22 protein-coding genes are annotated in these 19,849 nt (G+C 71.6%); 9 read left to right on the top strand and 13 right to left on the bottom strand.

Annotation, left to right across the window (positions count from 1 at the left end; translation table 11 throughout):
- Positions 1-43 precede the first annotated feature (43 nt).
- Together ACZ6C6_RS18515 and mca are read right to left on the bottom strand one after the other, a co-directional pair.
- The gene (locus tag ACZ6C6_RS18515) at positions 44-271 is read right to left on the bottom strand and encodes a hypothetical protein (protein WP_469203948.1); all 228 of its coding nucleotides are present in this window, start codon (positions 269-271) and stop codon (positions 44-46) included.
- A gap of 1 nt (position 272) precedes the next feature.
- Positions 273-1,154 (bottom strand): mycothiol conjugate amidase Mca, encoded by an 882-nt coding sequence (mca, locus tag ACZ6C6_RS18510; RefSeq protein ID WP_365678193.1) that lies wholly within the window; start codon positions 1,152-1,154, stop codon positions 273-275.
- Between the two features lie 152 nt (positions 1,155-1,306).
- Here mca and ACZ6C6_RS18505 point away from each other — a divergent pair, with 152 nt between their 5' ends.
- Together ACZ6C6_RS18505 and greA are read left to right on the top strand one after the other, a co-directional pair.
- On the top strand, positions 1,307-1,723 hold the full coding sequence (locus tag ACZ6C6_RS18505; protein ID WP_469203946.1) for a DUF4307 domain-containing protein: 417 nt from the start codon (positions 1,307-1,309) through the stop codon (positions 1,721-1,723).
- 183 nt (positions 1,724-1,906) lie between these two features.
- The gene (gene greA / locus ACZ6C6_RS18500) at positions 1,907-2,404 is read left to right on the top strand and encodes a transcription elongation factor GreA (RefSeq protein WP_018101005.1); all 498 of its coding nucleotides are present in this window, start codon (positions 1,907-1,909) and stop codon (positions 2,402-2,404) included.
- A 61-nt stretch (positions 2,405-2,465) separates the two neighbouring features.
- Here greA and ACZ6C6_RS18495 read toward each other — a convergent pair whose 3' ends face one another.
- From ACZ6C6_RS18495 to ilvA, 3 genes are all read right to left on the bottom strand, one after another.
- Positions 2,466-3,332, bottom strand: a complete 867-nt coding sequence (locus tag ACZ6C6_RS18495; RefSeq protein WP_469203943.1) for an ABC transporter permease — start codon at positions 3,330-3,332, stop codon at positions 2,466-2,468.
- On the bottom strand, positions 3,329-4,315 hold the full coding sequence (locus tag ACZ6C6_RS18490; RefSeq protein WP_469203941.1) for an ATP-binding cassette domain-containing protein: 987 nt from the start codon (positions 4,313-4,315) through the stop codon (positions 3,329-3,331). Before ACZ6C6_RS18490 ends, ACZ6C6_RS18495 begins: the two co-directional genes overlap by 4 nt.
- A gap of 102 nt (positions 4,316-4,417) precedes the next feature.
- A complete protein-coding gene (gene ilvA / locus ACZ6C6_RS18485; protein ID WP_469203939.1) occupies positions 4,418-5,647 on the bottom strand; it encodes a threonine ammonia-lyase in 1,230 nt (409 codons plus the stop codon).
- 156 nt (positions 5,648-5,803) lie between these two features.
- Between ilvA and ACZ6C6_RS18480 the strand changes: the two genes are divergently transcribed.
- The 4 genes from ACZ6C6_RS18480 to ACZ6C6_RS18465 are packed head-to-tail and all read left to right on the top strand — an operon-like array spanning position 5,804 to position 7,358.
- Positions 5,804-6,334 (top strand): MarR family winged helix-turn-helix transcriptional regulator, encoded by a 531-nt coding sequence (locus ACZ6C6_RS18480; protein ID WP_469203937.1) that lies wholly within the window; start codon positions 5,804-5,806, stop codon positions 6,332-6,334.
- A gap of 57 nt (positions 6,335-6,391) precedes the next feature.
- On the top strand, positions 6,392-6,880 hold the full coding sequence (locus ACZ6C6_RS18475) for a sigma factor-like helix-turn-helix DNA-binding protein (protein WP_469203935.1): 489 nt from the start codon (positions 6,392-6,394) through the stop codon (positions 6,878-6,880).
- Positions 6,877-7,125 (top strand): hypothetical protein, encoded by a 249-nt coding sequence (locus ACZ6C6_RS18470; RefSeq protein WP_469203933.1) that lies wholly within the window; start codon positions 6,877-6,879, stop codon positions 7,123-7,125. Before ACZ6C6_RS18475 ends, ACZ6C6_RS18470 begins: the two co-directional genes overlap by 4 nt.
- 47 nt (positions 7,126-7,172) lie before the next feature.
- Positions 7,173-7,358, top strand: coding sequence for a DUF1059 domain-containing protein (locus ACZ6C6_RS18465; protein WP_469203931.1), 186 nt, complete (start codon positions 7,173-7,175; stop codon positions 7,356-7,358).
- 42 nt (positions 7,359-7,400) lie between these two features.
- Here the strand turns inward: ACZ6C6_RS18465 and ACZ6C6_RS18460 are convergent, their stop codons facing one another.
- Entirely contained in the window at positions 7,401-8,546 is a 1,146-nt protein-coding gene (locus ACZ6C6_RS18460) for a cystathionine gamma-synthase (protein ID WP_469203929.1), read from the bottom strand.
- A gap of 66 nt (positions 8,547-8,612) precedes the next feature.
- Between ACZ6C6_RS18460 and ACZ6C6_RS18455 the strand changes: the two genes are divergently transcribed.
- Complete coding sequence (locus tag ACZ6C6_RS18455) at positions 8,613-9,719, top strand: hypothetical protein (RefSeq protein ID WP_469203927.1); 1,107 nt, start codon at positions 8,613-8,615, stop codon at positions 9,717-9,719.
- A 71-nt stretch (positions 9,720-9,790) separates the two neighbouring features.
- Positions 9,791-10,456 (top strand): peptide-methionine (S)-S-oxide reductase MsrA, encoded by a 666-nt coding sequence (msrA, locus tag ACZ6C6_RS18450; protein WP_469203925.1) that lies wholly within the window; start codon positions 9,791-9,793, stop codon positions 10,454-10,456.
- Between the two features lie 61 nt (positions 10,457-10,517).
- Here the strand turns inward: msrA and gdhA are convergent, their stop codons facing one another.
- The 5 genes from gdhA to ACZ6C6_RS18425 form a co-directional block, all read right to left on the bottom strand.
- A complete protein-coding gene (gdhA, locus tag ACZ6C6_RS18445) occupies positions 10,518-11,897 on the bottom strand; it encodes an NADP-specific glutamate dehydrogenase (RefSeq protein WP_469203923.1) in 1,380 nt (459 codons plus the stop codon).
- Positions 11,898-12,247: 350 nt separating this feature from the next.
- A complete protein-coding gene (locus ACZ6C6_RS18440; RefSeq protein ID WP_469203921.1) occupies positions 12,248-12,598 on the bottom strand; it encodes a DUF1330 domain-containing protein in 351 nt (116 codons plus the stop codon).
- Between the two features lie 95 nt (positions 12,599-12,693).
- Positions 12,694-13,377, bottom strand: coding sequence for an ABC transporter ATP-binding protein (locus ACZ6C6_RS18435; RefSeq protein WP_469203919.1), 684 nt, complete (start codon positions 13,375-13,377; stop codon positions 12,694-12,696).
- 35 nt (positions 13,378-13,412) lie between these two features.
- On the bottom strand, positions 13,413-14,876 hold the full coding sequence (locus ACZ6C6_RS18430; protein ID WP_469203917.1) for an ABC transporter permease: 1,464 nt from the start codon (positions 14,874-14,876) through the stop codon (positions 13,413-13,415).
- A gap of 106 nt (positions 14,877-14,982) precedes the next feature.
- A complete protein-coding gene (locus ACZ6C6_RS18425) occupies positions 14,983-16,248 on the bottom strand; it encodes a L,D-transpeptidase (protein WP_469203915.1) in 1,266 nt (421 codons plus the stop codon).
- A gap of 413 nt (positions 16,249-16,661) precedes the next feature.
- Between ACZ6C6_RS18425 and ACZ6C6_RS18420 the strand changes: the two genes are divergently transcribed.
- Positions 16,662-16,955 (top strand): hypothetical protein, encoded by a 294-nt coding sequence (locus ACZ6C6_RS18420; RefSeq protein WP_469203914.1) that lies wholly within the window; start codon positions 16,662-16,664, stop codon positions 16,953-16,955.
- 12 nt (positions 16,956-16,967) lie between these two features.
- Here ACZ6C6_RS18420 and hutH read toward each other — a convergent pair whose 3' ends face one another.
- A complete protein-coding gene (gene hutH / locus ACZ6C6_RS18415; RefSeq protein ID WP_469204038.1) occupies positions 16,968-18,512 on the bottom strand; it encodes a histidine ammonia-lyase in 1,545 nt (514 codons plus the stop codon).
- Between the two features lie 100 nt (positions 18,513-18,612).
- Positions 18,613-19,794, bottom strand: coding sequence for a GGDEF domain-containing protein (locus ACZ6C6_RS18410; protein ID WP_469203912.1), 1,182 nt, complete (start codon positions 19,792-19,794; stop codon positions 18,613-18,615).
- Between the last annotated feature and the right edge of the window lie 55 nt (positions 19,795-19,849).

The raw sequence follows: 19,849 nt of genomic DNA, 5'->3' as shown, positions 1-19,849 counted from the left end.
GCGGTGGCGGGGGCGGCGTCCGTGAGCTCCCCGCCCCGCCGTACTACTTCCGCTTCGCGGACACCGGCTCGCCCGACTCCTCCGGCACCGGCTCCGGCGCCTCCTCGAAGTTCACCCGTCCCATGTGCCGGTTCATCGACTTCATGAGCGCCCACACGCCCACGGCGAGCGCCGCGAAGACGATGAAGCCGAGGACCCCGGGGGTCACCTTGTTCTTGTCGAGTTCCTCGGCGAGCGGGACGAGGTTCGTCAGTGCCTGAGTCGCGTACATATCAGGCATTGTCGCGGATGCCCGCGAAGAGGTCGCTCTCGGGGAGGGAGGTATCGACCAGAGACTTCGCCAGCTCGTACTCCTCGGTCGGCCAGACCTCCCGCTGGATGTCCATCGGGACGCGGAACCAGCCGCCGTCCGGGTCGATCTGCGTGGCGTGCGCGATCAGCGCCTTGTCGCGGATCTCGAAGAAGTCCGCGCACGGAACGTGCGTGGTCAGGGTGCGCTCGGCACGCCCGAACTCCTTCCAGCGCTCCAGCCACTCCCCGTACGGCGACTCCATGCCGCGGGCGATCAGCGCCTCGTGCAGGGCGACCGTGCGCGGCCGGTTGAAGCCCTGGTTGTAGTAGAGCTTCTGCGGCGTCCAGGCCGGGCCGAATTCCGCCTCGGGGAACTTCTCGGTGTCGGCCGCGCCCTCGAAGGCGATCATCGAGATGGTGTGGGTCATGATGTGGTCGGGGTGCGGGTAGCCCCCGTTCTCGTCGTACGTGGTGATGACCTGCGGCCGGAACGCGCGGATCTTCGCGACGAGGCGGCCGGCCGCGACGGTCTCGTCCTCCAGGGCGAAGCAGCCCTCGGGGAGCGGGGGCAGCGGGTCGCCCTCGGGCAGGCCCGAGTCGACGAATCCGAGCCACTCCTGCTTCACGCCCAGGATCTCCCGGGCCTCGTCCATCTCCTTGCGGCGCACCTCGTGGATGTTCTCCTCGATGTACGCGTCGCCCTGGAGTTTCGGGTTGAGGATGGAGCCGCGCTCGCCTCCCGTGCAGGTCACGACCAGCACGTCCACCCCCTCGGACACATACTTGGCCATGGTGGCCGCGCCCTTGCTCGACTCGTCGTCGGGGTGAGCGTGTACGGCCATCAGTCGAAGCTGCTCAGTCAAGACTCGATCCTCAGTCATTGGTCGCCATCAAAGGTGCCGTCCCGCAGGGACGCCGGTCTCGGGGCGGCGGTCGGGTGACGGGTGGGCGGCTTCTATAGTGACTGAACCGGGGGGTGGAAAATTCCTCGATCCCCGGTACGGGAGGAACGATCATGACGGCGGTGCGCGAGGCGCTTCCCGAGAACCGCTACGGCCGCTCCGCGGACCGGCGCGCGGACCGCAGGCTCAGGATCATCGGCTCGGTGCTGGGCGTCGTCCTGCTGGGCGTGGTCGGCTGGATCGGCTACGGCTATGTGACCGGGCAGGGCCTGAGCGGCGAGATGATCAAGTTCAAGGTGGCCTCGGACGCGAAGGTCGAGGTGCACCTGGAGGTCCGCAAGGACCGGGACGCCAAGGGCTACTGCACGCTCCGCGCGCTGAGCGAGGACAACGCCGAGGTGGCCCGCAAGGACTTCCGTTTCGACGGTGACAGCGGCCGGATCGACCAGATCCTGACCCTGCGGACGACCTCCAGGGCGACCGCCGTCGAGCTGCTGGGCTGCACGGAGGACGGCGGGGCGTCGAGTTGACCGCAGCACGCCAGTCGTAACCCCTTTTGACCGGCCCTGACCTGCGGTTTCCGCGGTCGGGGCTTTTACCTTCTCCCCCTTTTCCCGGTGAATTGTTAGGCTCGTGGTTTCGCCCACCCGTAGCAGCGCATGCTTGCGGGTAGGGCGTTGCTTTGTATTCCCAGTACCGACGAGGAGCACCCTGTGACCCAGACCAGCGAAAACGTCACCTGGCTCACGCAGGAGGCGTACAACCAGCTCAAGGCCGAGCTGGAGTACCTGTCTGGTCCCGCGCGCACGGAGATCGCCGTCAAGATCGCGGCGGCCCGTGAGGAGGGGGACCTGCGCGAGAACGGCGGGTACCACGCGGCCAAGGAGGAGCAGGGCAAGATGGAGCTCCGGGTGCGCCAGCTGACCCAGCTCCTTGAGCACGCGAAGGTCGGCGAGGCGCCGGCCGACGACGGCGTGGTCGAGCCCGGCATGGTCGTGACGATCGCCTTCGACGGCGACGAGGACGACACCATGACCTTCCTTCTGGCCTCCCGTGAATACGCGAGCGCGGACATCGAGACGTACTCCCCGCAGTCGCCGCTCGGCGTGGGCGTGAACGGCAAGAAGACCGGCGACAACGCCGACTACGAGCTGCCGAACGGCAAGACCGCCACGGTGAAGATCCTGTCGGCGAAGCCGTACACCGGCTGATCCGTACGTGCGGGAGCCCCGGCCGCGCGGTGCGGCCGGGGCTCCTCCGTGTCCGGGGTCCTCAGTGGGAGACCGAGCGGTACTTGCGTACGGCGAGGGTCCGGAAGACCACGATGATCAGCACGGACCAGATCAGCGACGCCCAGACCGGGTGCTCCATCGGCCAGGCGCCGGTCACCGACTTCGGGACGCCCTCGATGGTGTTGCCGAACAGTTCGCGGGCCGCCGCCACCGTCGCGCTGAACGGGTTCCACTCGGCGACGTACTGGAGGAACGTCGGCATGCCGTTGACCGGCACGAAGGCGTTCGAGATGAACGTCAGCGGGAAGAGCCAGATCAGACCGCCGGAGGTGGCCGCCTCCGGGGTGCGGACGGTGAGGCCGATCAGCGCGCCGATCCAGGTGAACGCGTAGCCGAGCAGGAGCAGCAGGCCGAAGCCGCCGAGGACCTTGCCGATGTTCTCGTGGGTGCGCCAGCCGACGAGGAGCGCCACGCCCGCGAGGACGACGAGCGTGACGGCGGTCTGCACCAGGTCGGCGAGCGTCCGCCCGGTCAGCACCGCGCCCCGGGCCATCGGCAGCGAGCGGAACCGGTCGATGAGGCCCTTGTGCATGTCCTCGGCGATGCCCGCGCCGGCCCCCGCGGTGGCGAAGGTGACGGTCTGCGCGAAGATGCCGGCCATCAGGAATTCCTTGTACGCACTGGCGCTGACGCCCGCGCCGGGGATGGCGATCGAGCCGCCGAACACGTAGGTGAAGAGCACCACGAACATGACCGGCTGGATGATCCCGAACAGGATCATCTCGGGGATCCGGGTCATGCGGATGAGGTTGCGCTTGCCGATGACCAGCGAGTCGCGGACCGACTGGCCGATGCCGCCGCCGGGGCGCGGGGCGGTCGTGCGGGCGGTTTCGCTGAGGGCGCTCATTTCTCCGTCTCCGTTCCGGGGGCCTGGGCCTCGTTCTTCTCCTGTTCGGCCGCATGGCCGGTGAGGGAGATGAACACGTCGTCCAGGGTGGGGCGGCGCAGCCCGATGTCGTCGATCTCCACGCCCTGGGCGTCCAGGTCGCGGATGACCTCGGCGAGGAGCTTGGCGCCGCCGTCGACCGGGACGGTCAGCTTGCGCATGTTCGGCAGGACGGCGGTCTCGCCCTTGCCGAGGCGGGTGAGGACGGTGCGGGCCGGCTCGATCTGCGCCGGGTCGTGGACGACGACCTCGACGCGCTCGCCGCCGATGCGGGCCTTGAGCTGGTCGGAGGTGCCGCGCGCGATGACCCGTCCGTGGTCGATCACGCAGATGTCGTGGGCGAGGTGGTCCGCTTCCTCCAGATACTGCGTGGTCAGCAGCAGGGTCGTACCGCCGGCGACCAGTTCCTCGATGACCTCCCAGAGCTGCTGGCGGTTGCGCGGGTCGAGCCCGGTCGTCGGCTCGTCCATGAACATGACCGGCGGCGACACGACGAGCGCCGCCGCCAGGTCGAGGCGGCGGCGCATGCCTCCGGAGTACGTCTTGGCGGGGCGGTCCGCGGCGTCGGCCAGGTTGAACCGGTCGAGGAGCTCGCCCGCCCGGGCCTTCGCCGCGCGTCCGCTCATCTGGTAGAGCTGGCCGACCATGCGGAGGTTCTCGCGGCCGGTGAGATATTCGTCCACGGCGGCGAACTGACCGGAGAGCCCGATCGAGCGCCGCACCTCGTTGGGGTGCTTCAGGACGTCGATGCCCGCCACGAAGGCGCTGCCGCTGTCCGGCCTGAGCAGCGTCGTCAGGACCCGGACGGCGGTCGTCTTGCCGGCCCCGTTGGGGCCGAGGAGGCCGAGGACGGTGCCTTCCGGCACGTCGAGGTCGACACCGCCGAGTGCTCGCACGTCTCCGAAGGTCTTGACGAGCCCTTCGGCGTAGATGGCGCCTGGCATATGGGAATCCCCCAGTGCGTTCGGGTGGCTACCTCTGGGATCCAGATCCTAGGGACGCCGGGGGCCCGATGCCCGATGAACACACAAGTGGGGGCATACGTGTCAGCCCATCACCAGATACCCCGCGTCGCGCAGCGCCGCCTTCACGTCGTCGCAGTGCTCCGGCCCCTTGGTCTCCAGGTGCAGCTCCACCTCCGCCTCGGTGAGGCCGAGCCGGGGGTCCGTACGGGCATGGCTGACGTCCAGGACGTTGGCGTCGGCGACCGAGAGGACGCCGAGCATGGCGGCCAGTGCGCCGGGCCGGTCGGTGAGCCGCAGGCGCAGGCTGAGGTAGCGGCCGGCCGCCGCCATGCCGTGGGTGAGGATGCGCTGCATGAGCAGCGGGTCCACGTTGCCGCCGGAGAGCAGGGCCACCACCGGGCCCTGGAACGCCTTCGGGTCGCTGAGGAGCGCGGCGACCGGGCTCGCCCCCGCGGGCTCGACCACCATCTTGGCGCGCTCCAGGCAGAGCAGCAGGGCGCTCGACAGCTCGTCCTCGGAGACCGTGCGCACCTCGTCCACCAAGTCCCTGACCAGGGCGAACGGCACGTCGCCCGGGCGCCCGACCTTGATGCCGTCCGCCATGGTCTGGAGCGTGCCGATGGAGACGGGGCGGTCGGCCGCCAGGGACGGCGGGTAGCACGCGGCACCGGCCGCCTGCACGCCGACGATGCGCACGTCGGGCCGGACGGCCTTGACCGCGACGGCGATGCCGGCCGCGAGCCCGCCGCCGCCGATGCCGACGACGATCGTCCGGACCTCGGGGCACTGCTCCAGGATCTCCAGGCCGACCGTGCCCTGCCCGGCGATGATGTCGGCGTGGTCGAAGGGGTGGATGAACACCGCGCCGGTCTCGCGCGCGTACTCCTGCGCGGCGGCCAGGGTCTCGTCCACGACGTTGCCGTGCAGCCGCACGCGGGCCCCGTACTCGCGGGTGGCGGCGACCTTCGGCAGCGGCGCCCCGACGGGCATGAAGACCGTGGAGCGTACGCCGAGAAGCGCAGACGCGAGGGCGACACCCTGCGCATGGTTCCCGGCGCTCGCGGCCACGACCCCTGCGGCGCGTTCGACCGGGGTGAGCCCCGAGATGCGTACGTAGGCGCCCCGCAGTTTGAACGAGCCGGTCCGCTGCAGGTTCTCGCACTTGAAGAGGACGGGCGCGCCCACCAGGCCCGAGAGGTGGCGGCTTCCTTCGAGCGGGGTGACCTTGGCAACCCCGGAGAGCATCTTCTGCGCCCCCCGGACGTCATCGAGGATCACAGGGGGAAAGCTGCCGGGCGACGGGAAGTTCATACCGTAAGTCTTGCAGCTCGCAGGGGCCGCGGCCGCCGCTTGCGAGGCCGTCCTGCGTCGATGTCCGCAGGTTTGTGCAGCGCTGGTACGCGTTGCCCCGGGGCCGCGTACTCTGTCCCCCACCCATCCGACACCGCACGAAGAGAGCCCCCGGCCATGCCCCCTCAGGACATGACGACTGCCTCGTCTCCTTCCGGGGGCGCTGCCCCGGAAAACCCGGGTCCCGACCACGTTCTCGACACCCTTCAGCATCAGGTGGCCGTATTCGCCCGCCGGGCCGAGCAGACCCGTCTCGGCGGGGTGGGCCAGGTGCGCAACTCCATGGACCGGGCGGCGTATCTGCTGCTGAACCGGCTGGACCGGGAAGGGCCGATGGGCGTCAAGGCGCTGGCCGCCGGGATGGGGATCGACTCGTCCACGGTGACCCGGCAGGTCGCGCCGCTGGTGGACACCGGACTTGTGAAGCGGACCTCGCATCCGGAGGACGGCCGGGCGGTCGTGCTCCAGCTGTCGCCGCGCGGCCAGGCCCGGCTGGACGAGGTCCGGGATTCGCGGCGGGAGTTGATGTCGCAGGTGACGGACGGGTGGACCGAGGAGGAGCGGGACACGTTCTGCGCGCTGCTCACCCGCTTCAACGCGGCGCTGGCGGCCCGGCAGACCGCGCACCAGACGGCGCACGCGAACTGAACGCCCGCCTTGCGCCCGGGGGTTGACCTGGGGGCCGCGGCGCGTTCGGATTGACGTGTGCGAGAGCGTCATGCGGACCCGCGGCGGGGCCGCGCCCAGGACTTCGAGTCCTTCGTCGCGGGCGCGGCGGGCCGTCTGCTGCACACGGCCACGCTGCTCACCGCCGAACCGGCGCAAGGCCCTCACCCGCACGCGCGGCGGCTGCTCACGGCCTCGCTGGCCCGGACGTTCGCCGACTGGGAGCGGCTGCGTGGCGAGGACCCGTACAACCGCACCCGGCAGGAGCTGGCGGCGAGGTTCGCCCGCGAGGCGTGGCGCCACCACCGGCCGCGCGGCGGCCTGCTGGACCGGCTGACCCCGCAGGAACGCCTCGTCCTGGTGCTGCGGCTGTACGAAGGGGTCCCGGAGGAGCAGACGGCGGCCCTGCTGGGGCTGCCGGAGGACCGGGTGCGCGCGGTCTGCAACCGGTCGGTGGCCACGATGCGCGGCACCCGGGCCCCGACCGCGCGCCGGGGCCCGGCCCGGCTGCTGGGGACCGCGCCATGAGCGGGACCGGGCGGCGCGAGGACGAGGTGCGCCGGATGCTGGAGGGCCCGCATCCGCAGGTCCCCGCCGAGCTGGCGGCGTCGGCGGCGGAGCGGGGCGCCCGGCTGCTGCGACGACGGCGGGCGCTGCGCCGGCTCTGGGTGCTGACGCTGGTCGCGGCGGTGACCACGTTCACCGTCTGGGCGCTGGCAGTCCGGCCGTGGGAGACGCCGCCTGCGGAGACGACGCCGGTGGAGGGCTGGTAGACGCGGCGTTCCGGACTACCCTGGAAGGGAGTGGTCAGGAGGCTGTCATGACCCGGAAAATCGCTGACTGCCGCAAGTATCCGAGTGAGATGGACTGCTCGCTGACGATCGCCGGCGAGGAGGAGGAAGTCGTGCGGGCCGCGAGCGAGCACGCCGTCTCCGTCCACCGGCACACCGACAGCCCCGAGCTGCGGGAGCAGGTCCGGGCGTCGCTGGAGGACGAGCCGGCCTGAGGCCCGGGCGGGACCGGCGAGCCGGCCCCGCCCTTTCACGTCTCAGCCCAGCGCCTGCGCGAGGTCCGCGAGCAGGTCGTCCGCGTTCTCGATGCCGACGGAGAGGCGGACCAGGTCGGCCGGAACCTCCAGCGGGGAGCCGGCCGCCGAGGCGTGGGTCATGCGGCCGGGGTGCTCCAGCAGCGATTCGACGCCGCCCAGGGACTCGCCCAGGGTGAACAGCTTCGCCCGGTTGCAGACGTCCAGCGCGGCCGCCTCGCCGCCCTCGACGCGGAAGGACACCATGCCGCCGAAGGCCCGCATCTGCTTGGCGGCGACCTCGTGGCCCGGGTGCTCGGGCAGGCCCGGGTAGAGGACCTGGGTGACCTTGGGGTGCCGGCTCAGCAGCTCGGCGACCTTGGTGGCGTTGTCGCTGTGGCGGTCCATGCGCACGGCGAGCGTCTTGATGCCGCGCAGCACCAGCCAGGCGTCGAACGGGCCGGCGACGCCGCCCATCGCGTTCTGGTGGAAGGCCAGTTCGTCGGCCAGGTCCGGGTCGTCGACGATCAGCGCGCCGCCGACGACGTCCGAGTGGCCGCCCATGTACTTGGTGGTGGAGTGCACGACGACGTCCGCGCCGAGCGCCAGCGGCTGCTGGAGGTAGGGGCTCGCGAAGGTGTTGTCCACGACGAGCCGCGCCCCGGCGTCCCGGGCGACCTGGGCGACGGCGGCGATGTCGGTGATGCCGAGCAGCGGGTTGGACGGGGTCTCCACCCAGACCGCCTTGGTGCGCGGGGTGATCGCCGCGCGGACCGCCGCCACGTCCGAGGTGTCGGCGACGGAGAACTCCACGCCCCAGCGCGAGGCCACCTTCGCGAACAGCCGGAACGTGCCGCCGTAGGCGTCGTTCGGGATGACCACGTGGTCGCCGGGGGTCAGCAGCGTACGGAGCAGGCAGTCCTCGGCGGCGAGGCCGGAGGCGAAGGCGAGGCCGCGCCGGCCGCCCTCCAGGGCCGCGAGGTTCTCCTCCAGGGCGGTGCGGGTCGGGTTGGCGCTGCGGCTGTACTCGTATCCGCCGCGCAGCCCGCCCACGCCGTCCTGCTTGTACGTGGACACCTGGTAGATGGGCGGAACCACGGCGCCGGTGAGGGGGTCGGCGGTGTTCCCCGCGTGGATGGCACGGGTTTCGAAGCTGTGCTGGTCGCTCATGGGGCCGAGCGTAGTTCGTTGCGAGGGGCCTCACGGGGCACATGGCCGTCCGGTGACAATGGGGGCATGGAGATTCTGTGGTTCCTGCTCGCGCTGTGCCTGCTGACCGCCGCGATCGGCCCGTACGTGCTGCGCCGCCGCGGCGGCGGCATCCGGCTGGCCGCGCCGGGCTCCCCCGACGCCGCCGACCCGCAGGACTACGGCTTCGCACGCCAGGAGGAGCTGGACGTCCGGACGCCGGGGCCGGACCAGGACCTGCTGGACGTGCTGGAGGTCGTGCAGCACACGCAGGAGTGGCGGGCCGCGTCCCAGCTGCTGGCCGGGACACCGAAGGAGGGTGAGCTGCGCTGGCAGCGGGTACAGGCGTTCGCCGGGGCGGCCTCGCTGGAGCTGCTGCGACAGCCGGGTGCCGGTGGGGCGTGGCTGCGCAAGTGGCGTGCGGAGGCGCCGAAGGACGCGGGCGCCGCGGCGGTGCACGCGGAGTTCCTGGTGCAGCAGGCGTGGCGCTCGTCCACGGCGGGTACGGACGACTTCCGGATCATCCTGGAGGAGGCCCGTACGGTGATCGGCGAGGCCGCACTGCTGGCCCCGGGCGACCCCGTGCCGTACATCGTGGAGCTGGCGGTGGCGCGCGGACTGGGTTACTCCGGCGAGGAGTTCGACCAGCTCTGGGCGAAGATCATCGACCGGGCTCCGGCGCATCTGGGCGCGCACATCGCGGCGCTGCACTTCTGGAGCGAGCGCTGGCACGGCTCGCGCGAGGAGGCCGACCGCTTCGCGACGGCCGCCGCCGCCCGCGCCCCGCAGGGCTCGCTGCTGGCGGGGCTGCCGCTGTTCGCGGTGTACGAGCATCTGCCCGAGGTCAATCTGGTGCGCGGCTTCTACGAGAGCCAGGTGGTGACCCGGGCCGTGGAGGGCGCGATGTACGCGGTGCACTCGGCGCGCGCGGACGACCCGATGCTGCCGCACGTGCGCCATCTGCTGGTGCTGTTCCTGGTGCGGATGGAGCGCTGGGCGGAGGCGGTGCACCAGCTGGTGCACATCGACGGGTACGTGGGCGCGCTGCCGTGGACGGCGAGCGAGGACCCGGCCGCGGAGTACGCGGTGTACCGGGCGCTGGCGGTCGCGGGCTACGAGGCGAACGGCGGCAGCCCGGCGTCGCTGCCGCACTGAGCCCGGCAGGAATCCGCGGGGGCCCCGGAACGTTGTACCGGGAGCACGCCCGACCCAGGAGGAGCCCCCGCATGTTCCTGCACCGCCGCACCCCGCAGCTCCCCACCCCGGAGGAGGCCCTGCGCGGCCGTCCCGCCCCCGAATTCACCGTCCCGGACCGCCACACGGTGCTGGGCAACCCGCTGCTCGGCCCGTACCCGGAGGGCCTGGCGGTCGCGGACTTCGGCCTGGGCTGTTTCTGGGGCGCCGAGCGCAAGTTCTGGCAGACGGACGGCGTCTGGACGACGCTCGTCGGCTACCAGGGCGGCTACACGGAGAACCCCGCGTACGAGGAGGTCTGCTCGGGCCTCACCGGCCACACGGAGGCGGTCCGCGTGGTGTACGACCCGGAGACCGTCACGTACCCGGAGCTGCTGAAGCTGTTCTGGGAGTCCCACGACCCGACCCAGGGCTTCCGCCAGGGCAACGACGTCGGCACGCAGTACCGCTCCGCCGTCTACACCCACTCCCCCGAGCAGGCGGAGGCCGCCGAGGCGTCCCGCGAGGCCTACCAGAAGGTCCTGACGGCCTCCGGGCACGGCACGATCACCACGGAGATCCTGCCGGCCGAGGGCCGCCCCTTCTACCCCGCCGAACCGGCGCACCAGCAGTACCTGGACAAGAACCCGGGCGGCTACTGCGGCATCGGCGGCACGGGCGTCTCCTGCCCGGTGGGCGTGGCCCCGGCGGAGAGCTGAGCGATACGGGAACGGGCCCGGGGAAGCGTCCCCGGGCCCGTTCCGCGCGTCGTGGCGGGGGTCAGATGAGCCCCTGGGCCAGCATCGCGTCGGCGACCAGTTCGAAGCCGGCGATGTTGGCGCCGACGACGTAGTTGCCGGGGCTGCCGTACTTCTCGGCGGTGGTGTAGCAGGAGTCGTGGATGTGGCGCATGATCTCCGAGAGGCGCTGCTCGGTGTGGGCGAAGGTCCAGGAGTCGCGCGAGGCGTTCTGCTGCATCTCCAGGGCGCTGGTGGCCACCCCGCCCGCGTTGGCCGCCTTGCCGGGGGCGAAGGCCACGCCGGCGTCCTGGAAGACGCGGACGGCCTCGGGGGTGGTGGGCATGTTGGCGCCCTCGGCTACCGCCTTGACGCCGTTGCGGACGAGGGCGATCGCGTCGGCCTCGTGCAGCTCGTTCTGGGTGGCGCAGGGCAGGGCCACGTCCACGGGGACGTTCCAGACGCCGGTGCCCTCGACGTACTTCACGTGCGCGCCACGCCGCTCGGCGTACTCGGAGATGCGTCCGCGGCCGCGCTCCTTGATCTCCTTGAGCAGGTCGAGGTCGATGCCCTTGTCGTCCACGACGTAGCCGCCGGAGTCCGAGGCGGTGACGACGGTCGCGCCGAGCTGCTGGGCCTTCTCGATGGCGTAGATCGCGACGTTGCCGGAGCCGGAGACGGAGATGCGCTGGCCGTCCAGGGACTCGCCCCGGCTGCGCAGCATCTCGGCGGTGAACATGACGCAGCCGTAGCCGGTCGCCTCGGTGCGGACGAGGGCGCCGCCCCAGCCGAGGCCCTTGCCGGTGAGGACGCCGGACTCGTGGCGGTTGGTGATCCGCTTGTACTGGCCGAAGAGGTAGCCGATCTCACGGCCGCCGACCCCGATGTCTCCGGCGGGCACGTCGGTGTACTCGCCGACGTGGCGGTGGAGCTCGGTCATGAAGGACTGGCAGAACCGCATGATCTCGGCGTCGGAGCGGCCCTTCGGGTCGAAGTCCGCGCCGCCCTTGCCGCCGCCGATGGGCATGCCGGTGAGGGCGTTCTTGAAGATCTGCTCGAAGCCGAGGAACTTCACGATGCCGAGGTTCACCGAGGGGTGGAAGCGCAGACCGCCCTTGTATGGGCCGAGCAGGCTGGAGAACTCGACGCGGAAGCCGCGGTTGACGTGGATGTCGCCCGAGTCGTCCGACCACGGCACGCGGAAGATGAGCTGCCGCTCCGGCTCGCATATGCGCTCGATGACCCGGGCGTCCACGAACTCCGGCCGCTTGGCCAGCACGGGGCCGAGGGTCTCCAGGACCTCACGGACCGCCTGGTGGAACTCCTTCTCGCCCTGGTTGCGGCGCAGGACCTCGGCGTACAACGGCTCGATGATGCGGTTCTCGGCGGCGTGCGAGGTGGCGGAGTCAGGGGTGACCGGCATCTGATCAAGACCTTCCATGGGTCGGCTCATACGCGGGGGCGCCCCCGTCCCGAGGGGCACCAGGTCCCCCTCCCCATTGAGGGTGTCGCCGGAACTTCGCGCGTACCGCTCGCGAGCGCGGCGTAACAGGACCGTCGTGGCGTATCGATTCTCCCAGTGACCCCGCGCCCCGGCCCGTGGCATCCACATGGTGATCGGGCCCCCCGGAAGCCCCGGACCTGGACCAACGGCCTTGCGGGAGGCCGGTTCCGGGCACGATTGGCCGGGTCGGGGCCGCGTCCGGCCCACCGCCGAAGTGGTGAATCTCACAGCCGCGCCGCCTCGGCGGTGAGGTTCCGGAAACCTGGGCGTTACGCCACCGGAGTGGCGCCCCGCAGCGCCGCCGCGGTCGCCCTCGGGTCGTAGTCCGCGGCGACGCCCTCCACGAGCACCACGTCGCCGGCCATGTTCCGGGCCCGCAGCGGCACCAGTTCCTGGTAGGCCGGGGAGGCGTACCAGGCGCGCGCCTCCCCGATGGACGGGAAGCCGACGACGACCACCGCGCCCGGCCACGCGCCCTCGATCACCTCGACCGGAGCGTTGTGGACCAGGAAGCGCCCGCCGTACGGGTCCAGGGTCGCCTGGATGCGCTCGATGTAGTCGATGACCTCGGCGTTGGGCCGGCTCTCGGGGTACAGGTGCGCGATGGCGTAAGCGGTCATGGTGGCCCTCCGGTGCGTCCGGTCGTCGGTTCGGCTGATGGAGTCCATGCTGCCGAGGGCACCGGAGGGCGTCGATTACCCCTGAGGTCATGCGGTCAGGCGGGGGCGTTCTCCGTGATGGTGACCTTGCCCTTGCGGATGGTGGCCAGGCGCGGGGCGCGGCGGGCGATGGCGCTGTCGTGGGTGACCATGACGAAGGTGAGCCCGTGCTCCTTCCACAGGGTCTCCAGGACCTCCATGATCTCGTCGCGCATGGACTCGTCCAGGTTGCCGGTGGGCTCGTCCGCGAGAAGCACCTTGGGCCGCTTGACCAGGGCCCGGGCGATGGCGACGCGCTGCTGCTGGCCGCCGGACATCTCGCCTGGCACATGGCCCAGACGCTCGCCGAGCCCGACGGACTCCAGCGCCTCGGCCGCCCTCCCGCGCCGCTCCGACGCCTTGACGCCGAGGGGGACGAGGGCCGTCTCGACGTTCTCCTGGGCGGTGAGCGTCGGGATGAGGTTGAAGCTCTGGAAGACGAAGCCGATGTTCTCGGCGCGCACCTTGGTGAGCTTCGCCTCGCTGAGCCTGGCCAGGTCCATTCCGTCGAGCTCGATGCTCCCGGCGGTGGGCCGGTCCAGGCCGCCGAGCATCTGGAGCAGGGTGGACTTGCCGCCGCCGGTGGGCCCCTGGATGACCAGGCGGCCGCCGTCCTCGATGGTGAGGTCGACGCCGTCGAGGGCGCGCACGGTGGACTTGCCGCGCCGGTACTGCTTGGTGACGCCTTGAAGGGTGTACATGGGTGGTCTCCTGACGGGGTGTGGGGTCCGGGCTGCTACTCGACGCGGCGGAGCGCGTCCGCCGGGCGCAGCCGGGAAGCGCGCCAGCCGCCGAAGGCGCCCGCGATCAGCCCGCCCGCCACGGCCAGGGCCACGGCGGTGAGGATGACGGAGAGGGAGACGGGCGCGGTGAGCGCGATGTCGAGGGCCTTGGAGGCGCTCTGCCGGCCGAAGCCGGGCCCGCCGCCGCCCATCATGCCGCCGCGCGTCCCGCCGGAGGAGCCGAGCTCGGCGGTGAGCGTGGGGCTGACGGCCGTGACCGCGTACGCGCCGGCCAGGCCGACGGCGATGCCGAGGACGCCGCCGATGAGGCCGTTGACCAGGGCCTCGCCGACGACCTGGCGGGTGACCCGGCCGCTCTTCCAGCCGAGGGCCTTCAGCGTGCCGAATTCGCGCACCCGACGGCTGACGGCGGACGAGGTGAGGAGCCCGGCGACGAGGAACGCGGCGACCAGGACGGCGATGGAGAGCCACTTGCCGACGCCTGCGGCCAGGTCGGACGCGGTGGACAGGGAGCCGGAGACGGTGTCCGCGAGGTCGGCGGAGGTGGTGACCGTGGTGCCGGAGATGTTCTTCTGGATGGCCGACTTGACGCCGTCGATCTTCTGCGAGTCCGCGGCCTTCACGTAGACCGTGGTGACCTTGTCCTTCGAGTCGGACAGCGTCTGCGCCTGCTTGAGCGGGATGTAGACGTTGGCGGCGGCGTCGCCGCTGTCGGCCGTCGAGACGCCGATGACCGTGAACTTCGTCCCGTGGATGGTCAGGGTCTTGCCGGTGGCGAGGCTCTTCTCCTTGGCGTACGCGGAGTCGACCACGGCCACCTTCGCGTTGGTCTCGGTCGCCGTGAACGTACGGCCGGAGGTGATCTTCGACGAGGTGAGCGGGCCGAGGTCCTGCTGGGTGACGTCGGTGCCGTACACGGTGTAGGAGTTGACGTCGAAGGAGGCGCCGCCGCCCTTGACCTCGCCCTGCGGCATGCCGCTGCCGCCACCGGGCCCGCGTCCGCCGCCGCCCTGGGCCGTACCGCCCTCCTGCTTGAACTCGCCGCGCTTGAACTGCCCGTCCACCTTCATGACGGACAGGCTCAGACCGCCGACCGCACCGGCGACGCCGTCCTGCTCGCCGACCTCGGCGACCGTGGAGGACGCCAGGGTCTGGAAGCCCTGGACCATGACCCGGTCCGTGCTCTGGGTCGCGTCGTCGTCGCTGTCCCTGGCGTCGAACTCGAACTTGGGGCGGCCGGTGGAGCCGGACTTGGGCGCCGTGGCCGCCTTGGTGACGGTCATGTCCGTGCCGAGCCCGTACAGCGATTCGAGGACCTTGTCCTGGGCCTTGCTCATGCCCGAGGAGACGGAGCTGACGACGATGACCAGCGCAATGCCGAGGGCGAGCCCGGAGGCGACGACGAGCGCCGCCTTTCTGCGGCGGCGCAGCTCGCGCCGGAGGTAGGTGAAGAACATGGCGCGAGGCTAGGAACGGCTCGTGATGGTGGGTTGAGGGCGCCATGAGAGCCGGATGAGAAGAGTGTGTACGCCGAAGGGGGTGGGGTTCGGCCGGACGGACCGGTCAGGCGGTGGAGCCCGCCGTCCACTCGGCCCAGCTGAGGTTCCAGCCGTTGAGGCCGTTGGAGGGCTGGATCGTCTTGTCCGGGGAGTTCTTGACGACGACGACGTCACCGACCAGGGAGTTGTTGTAGAACCACGCGGCGGGCTGTTCGGCGTCACCGGCGCCCTTGACGTCCTGGAGGCCGACGCAGCCGTGGCTGGTGTTGACCTTGCCGAAGATGCCCTTGCCCCAGTAGTTGCCGTGGATGAAGGTGCCCGACGTGGACAGCCGCATGGCGTGCGGGACGTCCTTGATGTCGTACTCGCCCTTGCCGTCGTCGTCCGTGAAGCCGACGGTGGCACCGTTCATCCGGGTCTCCTTGTACTTCTCGGAGATCACCATCTGACCGTTGTACGTGGGGTTGTCGGGCCCGCCCGCGGAGATCGGGATGGTCTTGATGGTCTTGCCGTCCCGGGTGACGGTCATCATGTGCGTCTTGGCGTCCACCGTGGACACCTGGTTGCGGCCGACCTTGAAGGTGACCGTCTTCTGCTGGACGCCGTAGACGCCGTCCGAGCCCTCGACGCCGTCCAGGGACAGCTTCAGGGTGACGGTCGAGCCGGCCTGCCAGTAGTTCTCGGGGCGCAGGTCGAGGCGCTGGTTGTTGAACCAGTGGCCGACGACCTCCTGGCCGCTGCTGGAGGTCACCTTGATGCCGTCCTGGACGGCCTTGGTGTCGGTGATCGGCTTGTTGAAGTTGATGGAGACGGGCATGCCGACGCCGACCGTGGAGCCGTCCTCGGGGGTGAAGTTCCCGATGAAGCTCTTGTCGGGCGAGACGGTGGTGAAGGAGGAGTTCTCGTGCGCCTCGCGGCCCTTGGCGTCCTTCGCCGTGGCGCTGACCTTGTAGGTGGTCGAGCGCTCCAGCTGGGCGTCCGGCTGCCAGCTCGTGCCGTCGGCGGCGAGGGTGCCCTGGACGCTCTTGCCGTCCGCGCTGGTCATCGTGACCTCGGTCAGCTTGCCCTTGGCGACGGTGACCTTGGCGGCGTTGTTGATGCTCGCGTTGGTCGCACCGTTCTTGGGCGCGATCGTTATCTGCGCCTCGGAGGTCTCCTGCGCCGCCGCCTTGTCGACGTCGGCCGCCTGGGACTTCGAGCTCTCGGGGCTGGGCCCGGCCTTGTCCCCGCCGTCGTCACAGGCGGAAAGCACCAGTACGCCGCCGAGCAGTGCGGACGCGGCCATCAGGCCCTTGCGCCGCTTGCTGTCCGTCATCACACGCTTCTCCATCGTTGCCGAAATCCCCAAAAACCCCGAACAAGGCCGCCCAACGGCGAAACCCCGTCAATGTTCCAAGAACCCCTTGTACGGGATCCCCGTTCCACGTGCGCCGAATGTGTGGGGAACACCACTCTTCGACGCCGTGCCGGGGGCGGTGGTTCCCGCGTCCGCGACACGGACCGGCTCCGGTCCGCCACGAGCGGGCAGGGCCTGCGTTCCCGCAGGTCGGGCCCGCCGCTCCGGGCCGCCGCAGCCGTCGCCCTCCCTCCCATTGTGCGGGACGCCAGGGGCGCGCCTCGTCGTGCACGCCTTCCCCGAGGGCCCCGCCGTCATGCGTTCCGCGGGGCCCTGGCGTGATCCGGACGGCAGCCCTAGCATCGGGACGAGCCGGACGTCCGGCCGTCGCAAGGGGGACCGATTCCGTGGCCATCGCCCGCCGCCCGCTCCTGACCGCCACCGCCGCGGGGGCGCTGTTGTGCGCCCTGTGGTTCGTCCCGTCGGTCAAGGCCACGGGCGATACGGGCACCGCGCCCGGCACGGTGTCCGGCAACGCGGCGACCGCGGGCGACGACGTGGATTCCGGCGCTCTCACCGCGCCGGGGACGAACGTCCACGCCACCCCGTATGTGCTCGGCGGTGTCGCCTTCCTCGGCATCGGGGCCGGTGTGGTGACGTATTCGTCGTCCCACCGGACGGCCCCGCGCCCCGCGCTCTGAAGCCCGCTCCGGTCAGGCCAGCGGCCCGGTGACCGGTTCCACGGCGGAGACCAGGCCGCCCGCCCGTACGAAGGCGTCGGCCGCGGCCAGGTCCGGCGAGAGGAAGCGGTCGGGACCGGGGCCCTCCACACCGGCGGCCCGCAGCGCCTCGATGACGGCGCGCGTGGCGGGTGCCGGAGTCAGCCCCTGCTGGGCGCGCAGCTCGACGGCGCGGGTCGCCGCGTAGAGCTCGACGGCGACGATCCGGGCGAGGTTGCCGACGGCGGTACGCAGCTTGCGCGCGGCGGACCAGCCCATCGAGACGTGGTCCTCCTGCATGGCGGAGGACGGGATGGAGTCGGCGGAGGCCGGGACGGCGAGCCGCTTCATCTCACTGACCAGGGCGGCCTGGGTGTACTGGGCGATCATCAGCCCGGAGTCCACGCCCGCGTCGTCGGCCAGGAACGGCGGCAGCCCGTGCGACCGGTTCTTGTCGAGGAGCCGGTCGGTCCGGCGCTCGGTGATGGAGCCCAGGTCCGCGGCGGCGATGGCCAGGAAGTCCAGGACGTACGCGACGGGCGCCCCGTGGAAGTTGCCGTTGGACTCCACCCGGCCGTCGGGCAGGACCACCGGGTTGTCCACGGCGGACGCCAGCTCGCGGTCGGCGACGGTCGCGGCGTACGCGAGGGTGTCCCTGCCCGCCCCGTTGACCTGGGGCGCGCACCGCACCGAGTAGGCGTCCTGGACGCGCGGCGCGTCGTCCTGGTGATGACCGGTGAGGCCCGACCCGGCCAGCACCCGCAGCATGTTGTCCGCGCTGGCGCCCTGGCCGGGGTGCGGGCGGATGGCGTGCAGCTCGGGGGCGAGGACCTTGTCCGTGCCGAGCAGGGCTTCCAGGGAGAGGGCGGCGGTGATGTCGGCCGAGGTGTAGAGCGTCCGCAGATCGGCGAGGGCCATGATCAGCATGCCGAGCATGCCGTCGGTGCCGTTGAGGAGGGCCAGGCCCTCCTTCTCGCGCAGCTCGACCGGGGCGATGCCGTGCGCGGCGAGCAGTTCACCGGCCGGGCGGACGGTGCCGTCGGGGCCCTCCGCGTCGCCCTCGCCCATCAGGGCGAGCGCGCAGTGCGACAGGGGCGCCAGGTCGCCGGAGCAGCCGAGCGATCCGTACTCGTGGACGACGGGGGTGATCCCGGCGTTCAGCACGTCGGCCATGGTCTGCGCGACCTCGGGCCGGACACCGGTGTGGCCGGAGGCGACCGTCTTCAGCCGGAGGAACATCAGCGCCCGGACGACCTCGCGCTCGACGCGCGGGCCCATGCCGGCGGCGTGCGAGCGGACGATGTTGCGCTGGAGCTGCGCACGCAGCTCGGGGCTGATGTGGCGGCTGGCCAGGGCGCCGAAGCCGGTCGAGACGCCGTAGACCGGCTCGGGCTTGGCGGCGAGCGCGTCCACGATCTCGCGGGCTGCGGCCAGCGCGGCCACCGCGGCGGCGGAGAGCTCGACACGGGCGTTGCCGCGGGCCACGGCGATGACGTCCTGAGCGGTGGTGCCGGACGTCCCCACCACGACTGTATGCATATCCATATTCAGCAGCGTACGGATTGAAACCCTTCATGTCACCAGTGGTCGGCGGGTTGACCCCTTACGCCGGCAGCGACGCTCGCACCGGTCGTACGGGTCACACCTCGGGCGGGTTGCCGCGCAGGTGGCGGCGGTCGTGCGGGGACTTCGGCGGGGCGTCCGCCAGCCGGATGACCTCGTCGTCGCGCCCCGCCACCACCGGGCGATCCGAGCGGGCCGCCTTCGCCCGGTACTGCGCCGCGTCCGCCAGCCGGAACAACCGCCGGGCCGAGACCACGGGCCCGATGTCGTCACCGGTGGACGCGATCCCGCAGGCGACCCCGTTGCCGGATTCGAGACCGGCCGCCCGCTCGCACAGCTCGGTGGCGACGGCGACCACCTCGTCCGCCCCGGGGCCCACCGCCAGCAGGCAGAACTCGTCGCCGCCCAGCCGGGCCGCCAGCGCGCCGGGCAGTATGGCCCCGCACCGGGACAGCACCGAGCCGAAACGTTCCAGCAGCCGGTCGCCCACCGCGTGGCCATGGGTGTCGTTGACCCACTTCAGCCCGTTCAGGTCGCAGACGACCAGGCTGACCACCGCACCCTCCGTCCGGTGCGCCTCCAGCGCCTCGTCCAGCCGCACATCGACGGCCCTGCGGTTGGCGAGGCCGGTCAGCGGGTCCGTGAAGGCCAGCTTGCGGACCTCCTCCAGGCGCTCGGTCTGGGCGAGCCCGGCCGCCACCACGGCGGCCAGCACCGTCGCGAAGTCGGCGTCCGCGCGTCCGAAGACCGGTTCGCCCACCGGCCGCGCCACGTACAGCTCGCCCCAGGCCCGCCCGTGCAGCACGATCGGCGCGACCACGCAGCACCCCCGCCCGCGACGGCGCAGCGCCGCGACCCGCTGGTGGCAGTAGCCGGGCCCGTATCCGTGCGCACCGGCCGCCGGCTCCCGGCCCGGCCCCCCGTCCACCGGGCCCTCGGCGGTCTCCACCCAGGCCTCCGGCTCACCGCCCCCGGCCCACCGCTCGTGCAGGAATTCGGTGATCTCCGGGAACCGGTGGACCGGGTAGACCTCCTCGTCGGGGAACTCCTCCTCGCCCTCGGCCCGCTCACCCGCGTTGACCAGGACCCTGAGCCTGCCCCGGTCGCGCTCCCAGACCGAGAGCGCGGCGAAGCTGCCCCCCAGCGCCTGGCAGGCCCCCAGGGCGGCGGCTCGCCAGCACTCCCGGGGGGTCTGCGCCGCGGCCATCGCCTGTGCCAGCGAGACCACGGCGCGCAGTCGTGCGTCGTCACCACCCATTGCGCCAGTTTAGGGCGATATGGCCTCAGCGATCACCCGACGACTCCGGAGCGTG

Source organism: Streptomyces sp. NPDC041814 (assembly GCF_055590565.1).
The sequence above is the reverse complement of the archived record's forward strand: the minus strand, read 5'-3'. Positions and strand labels throughout refer to the sequence as shown.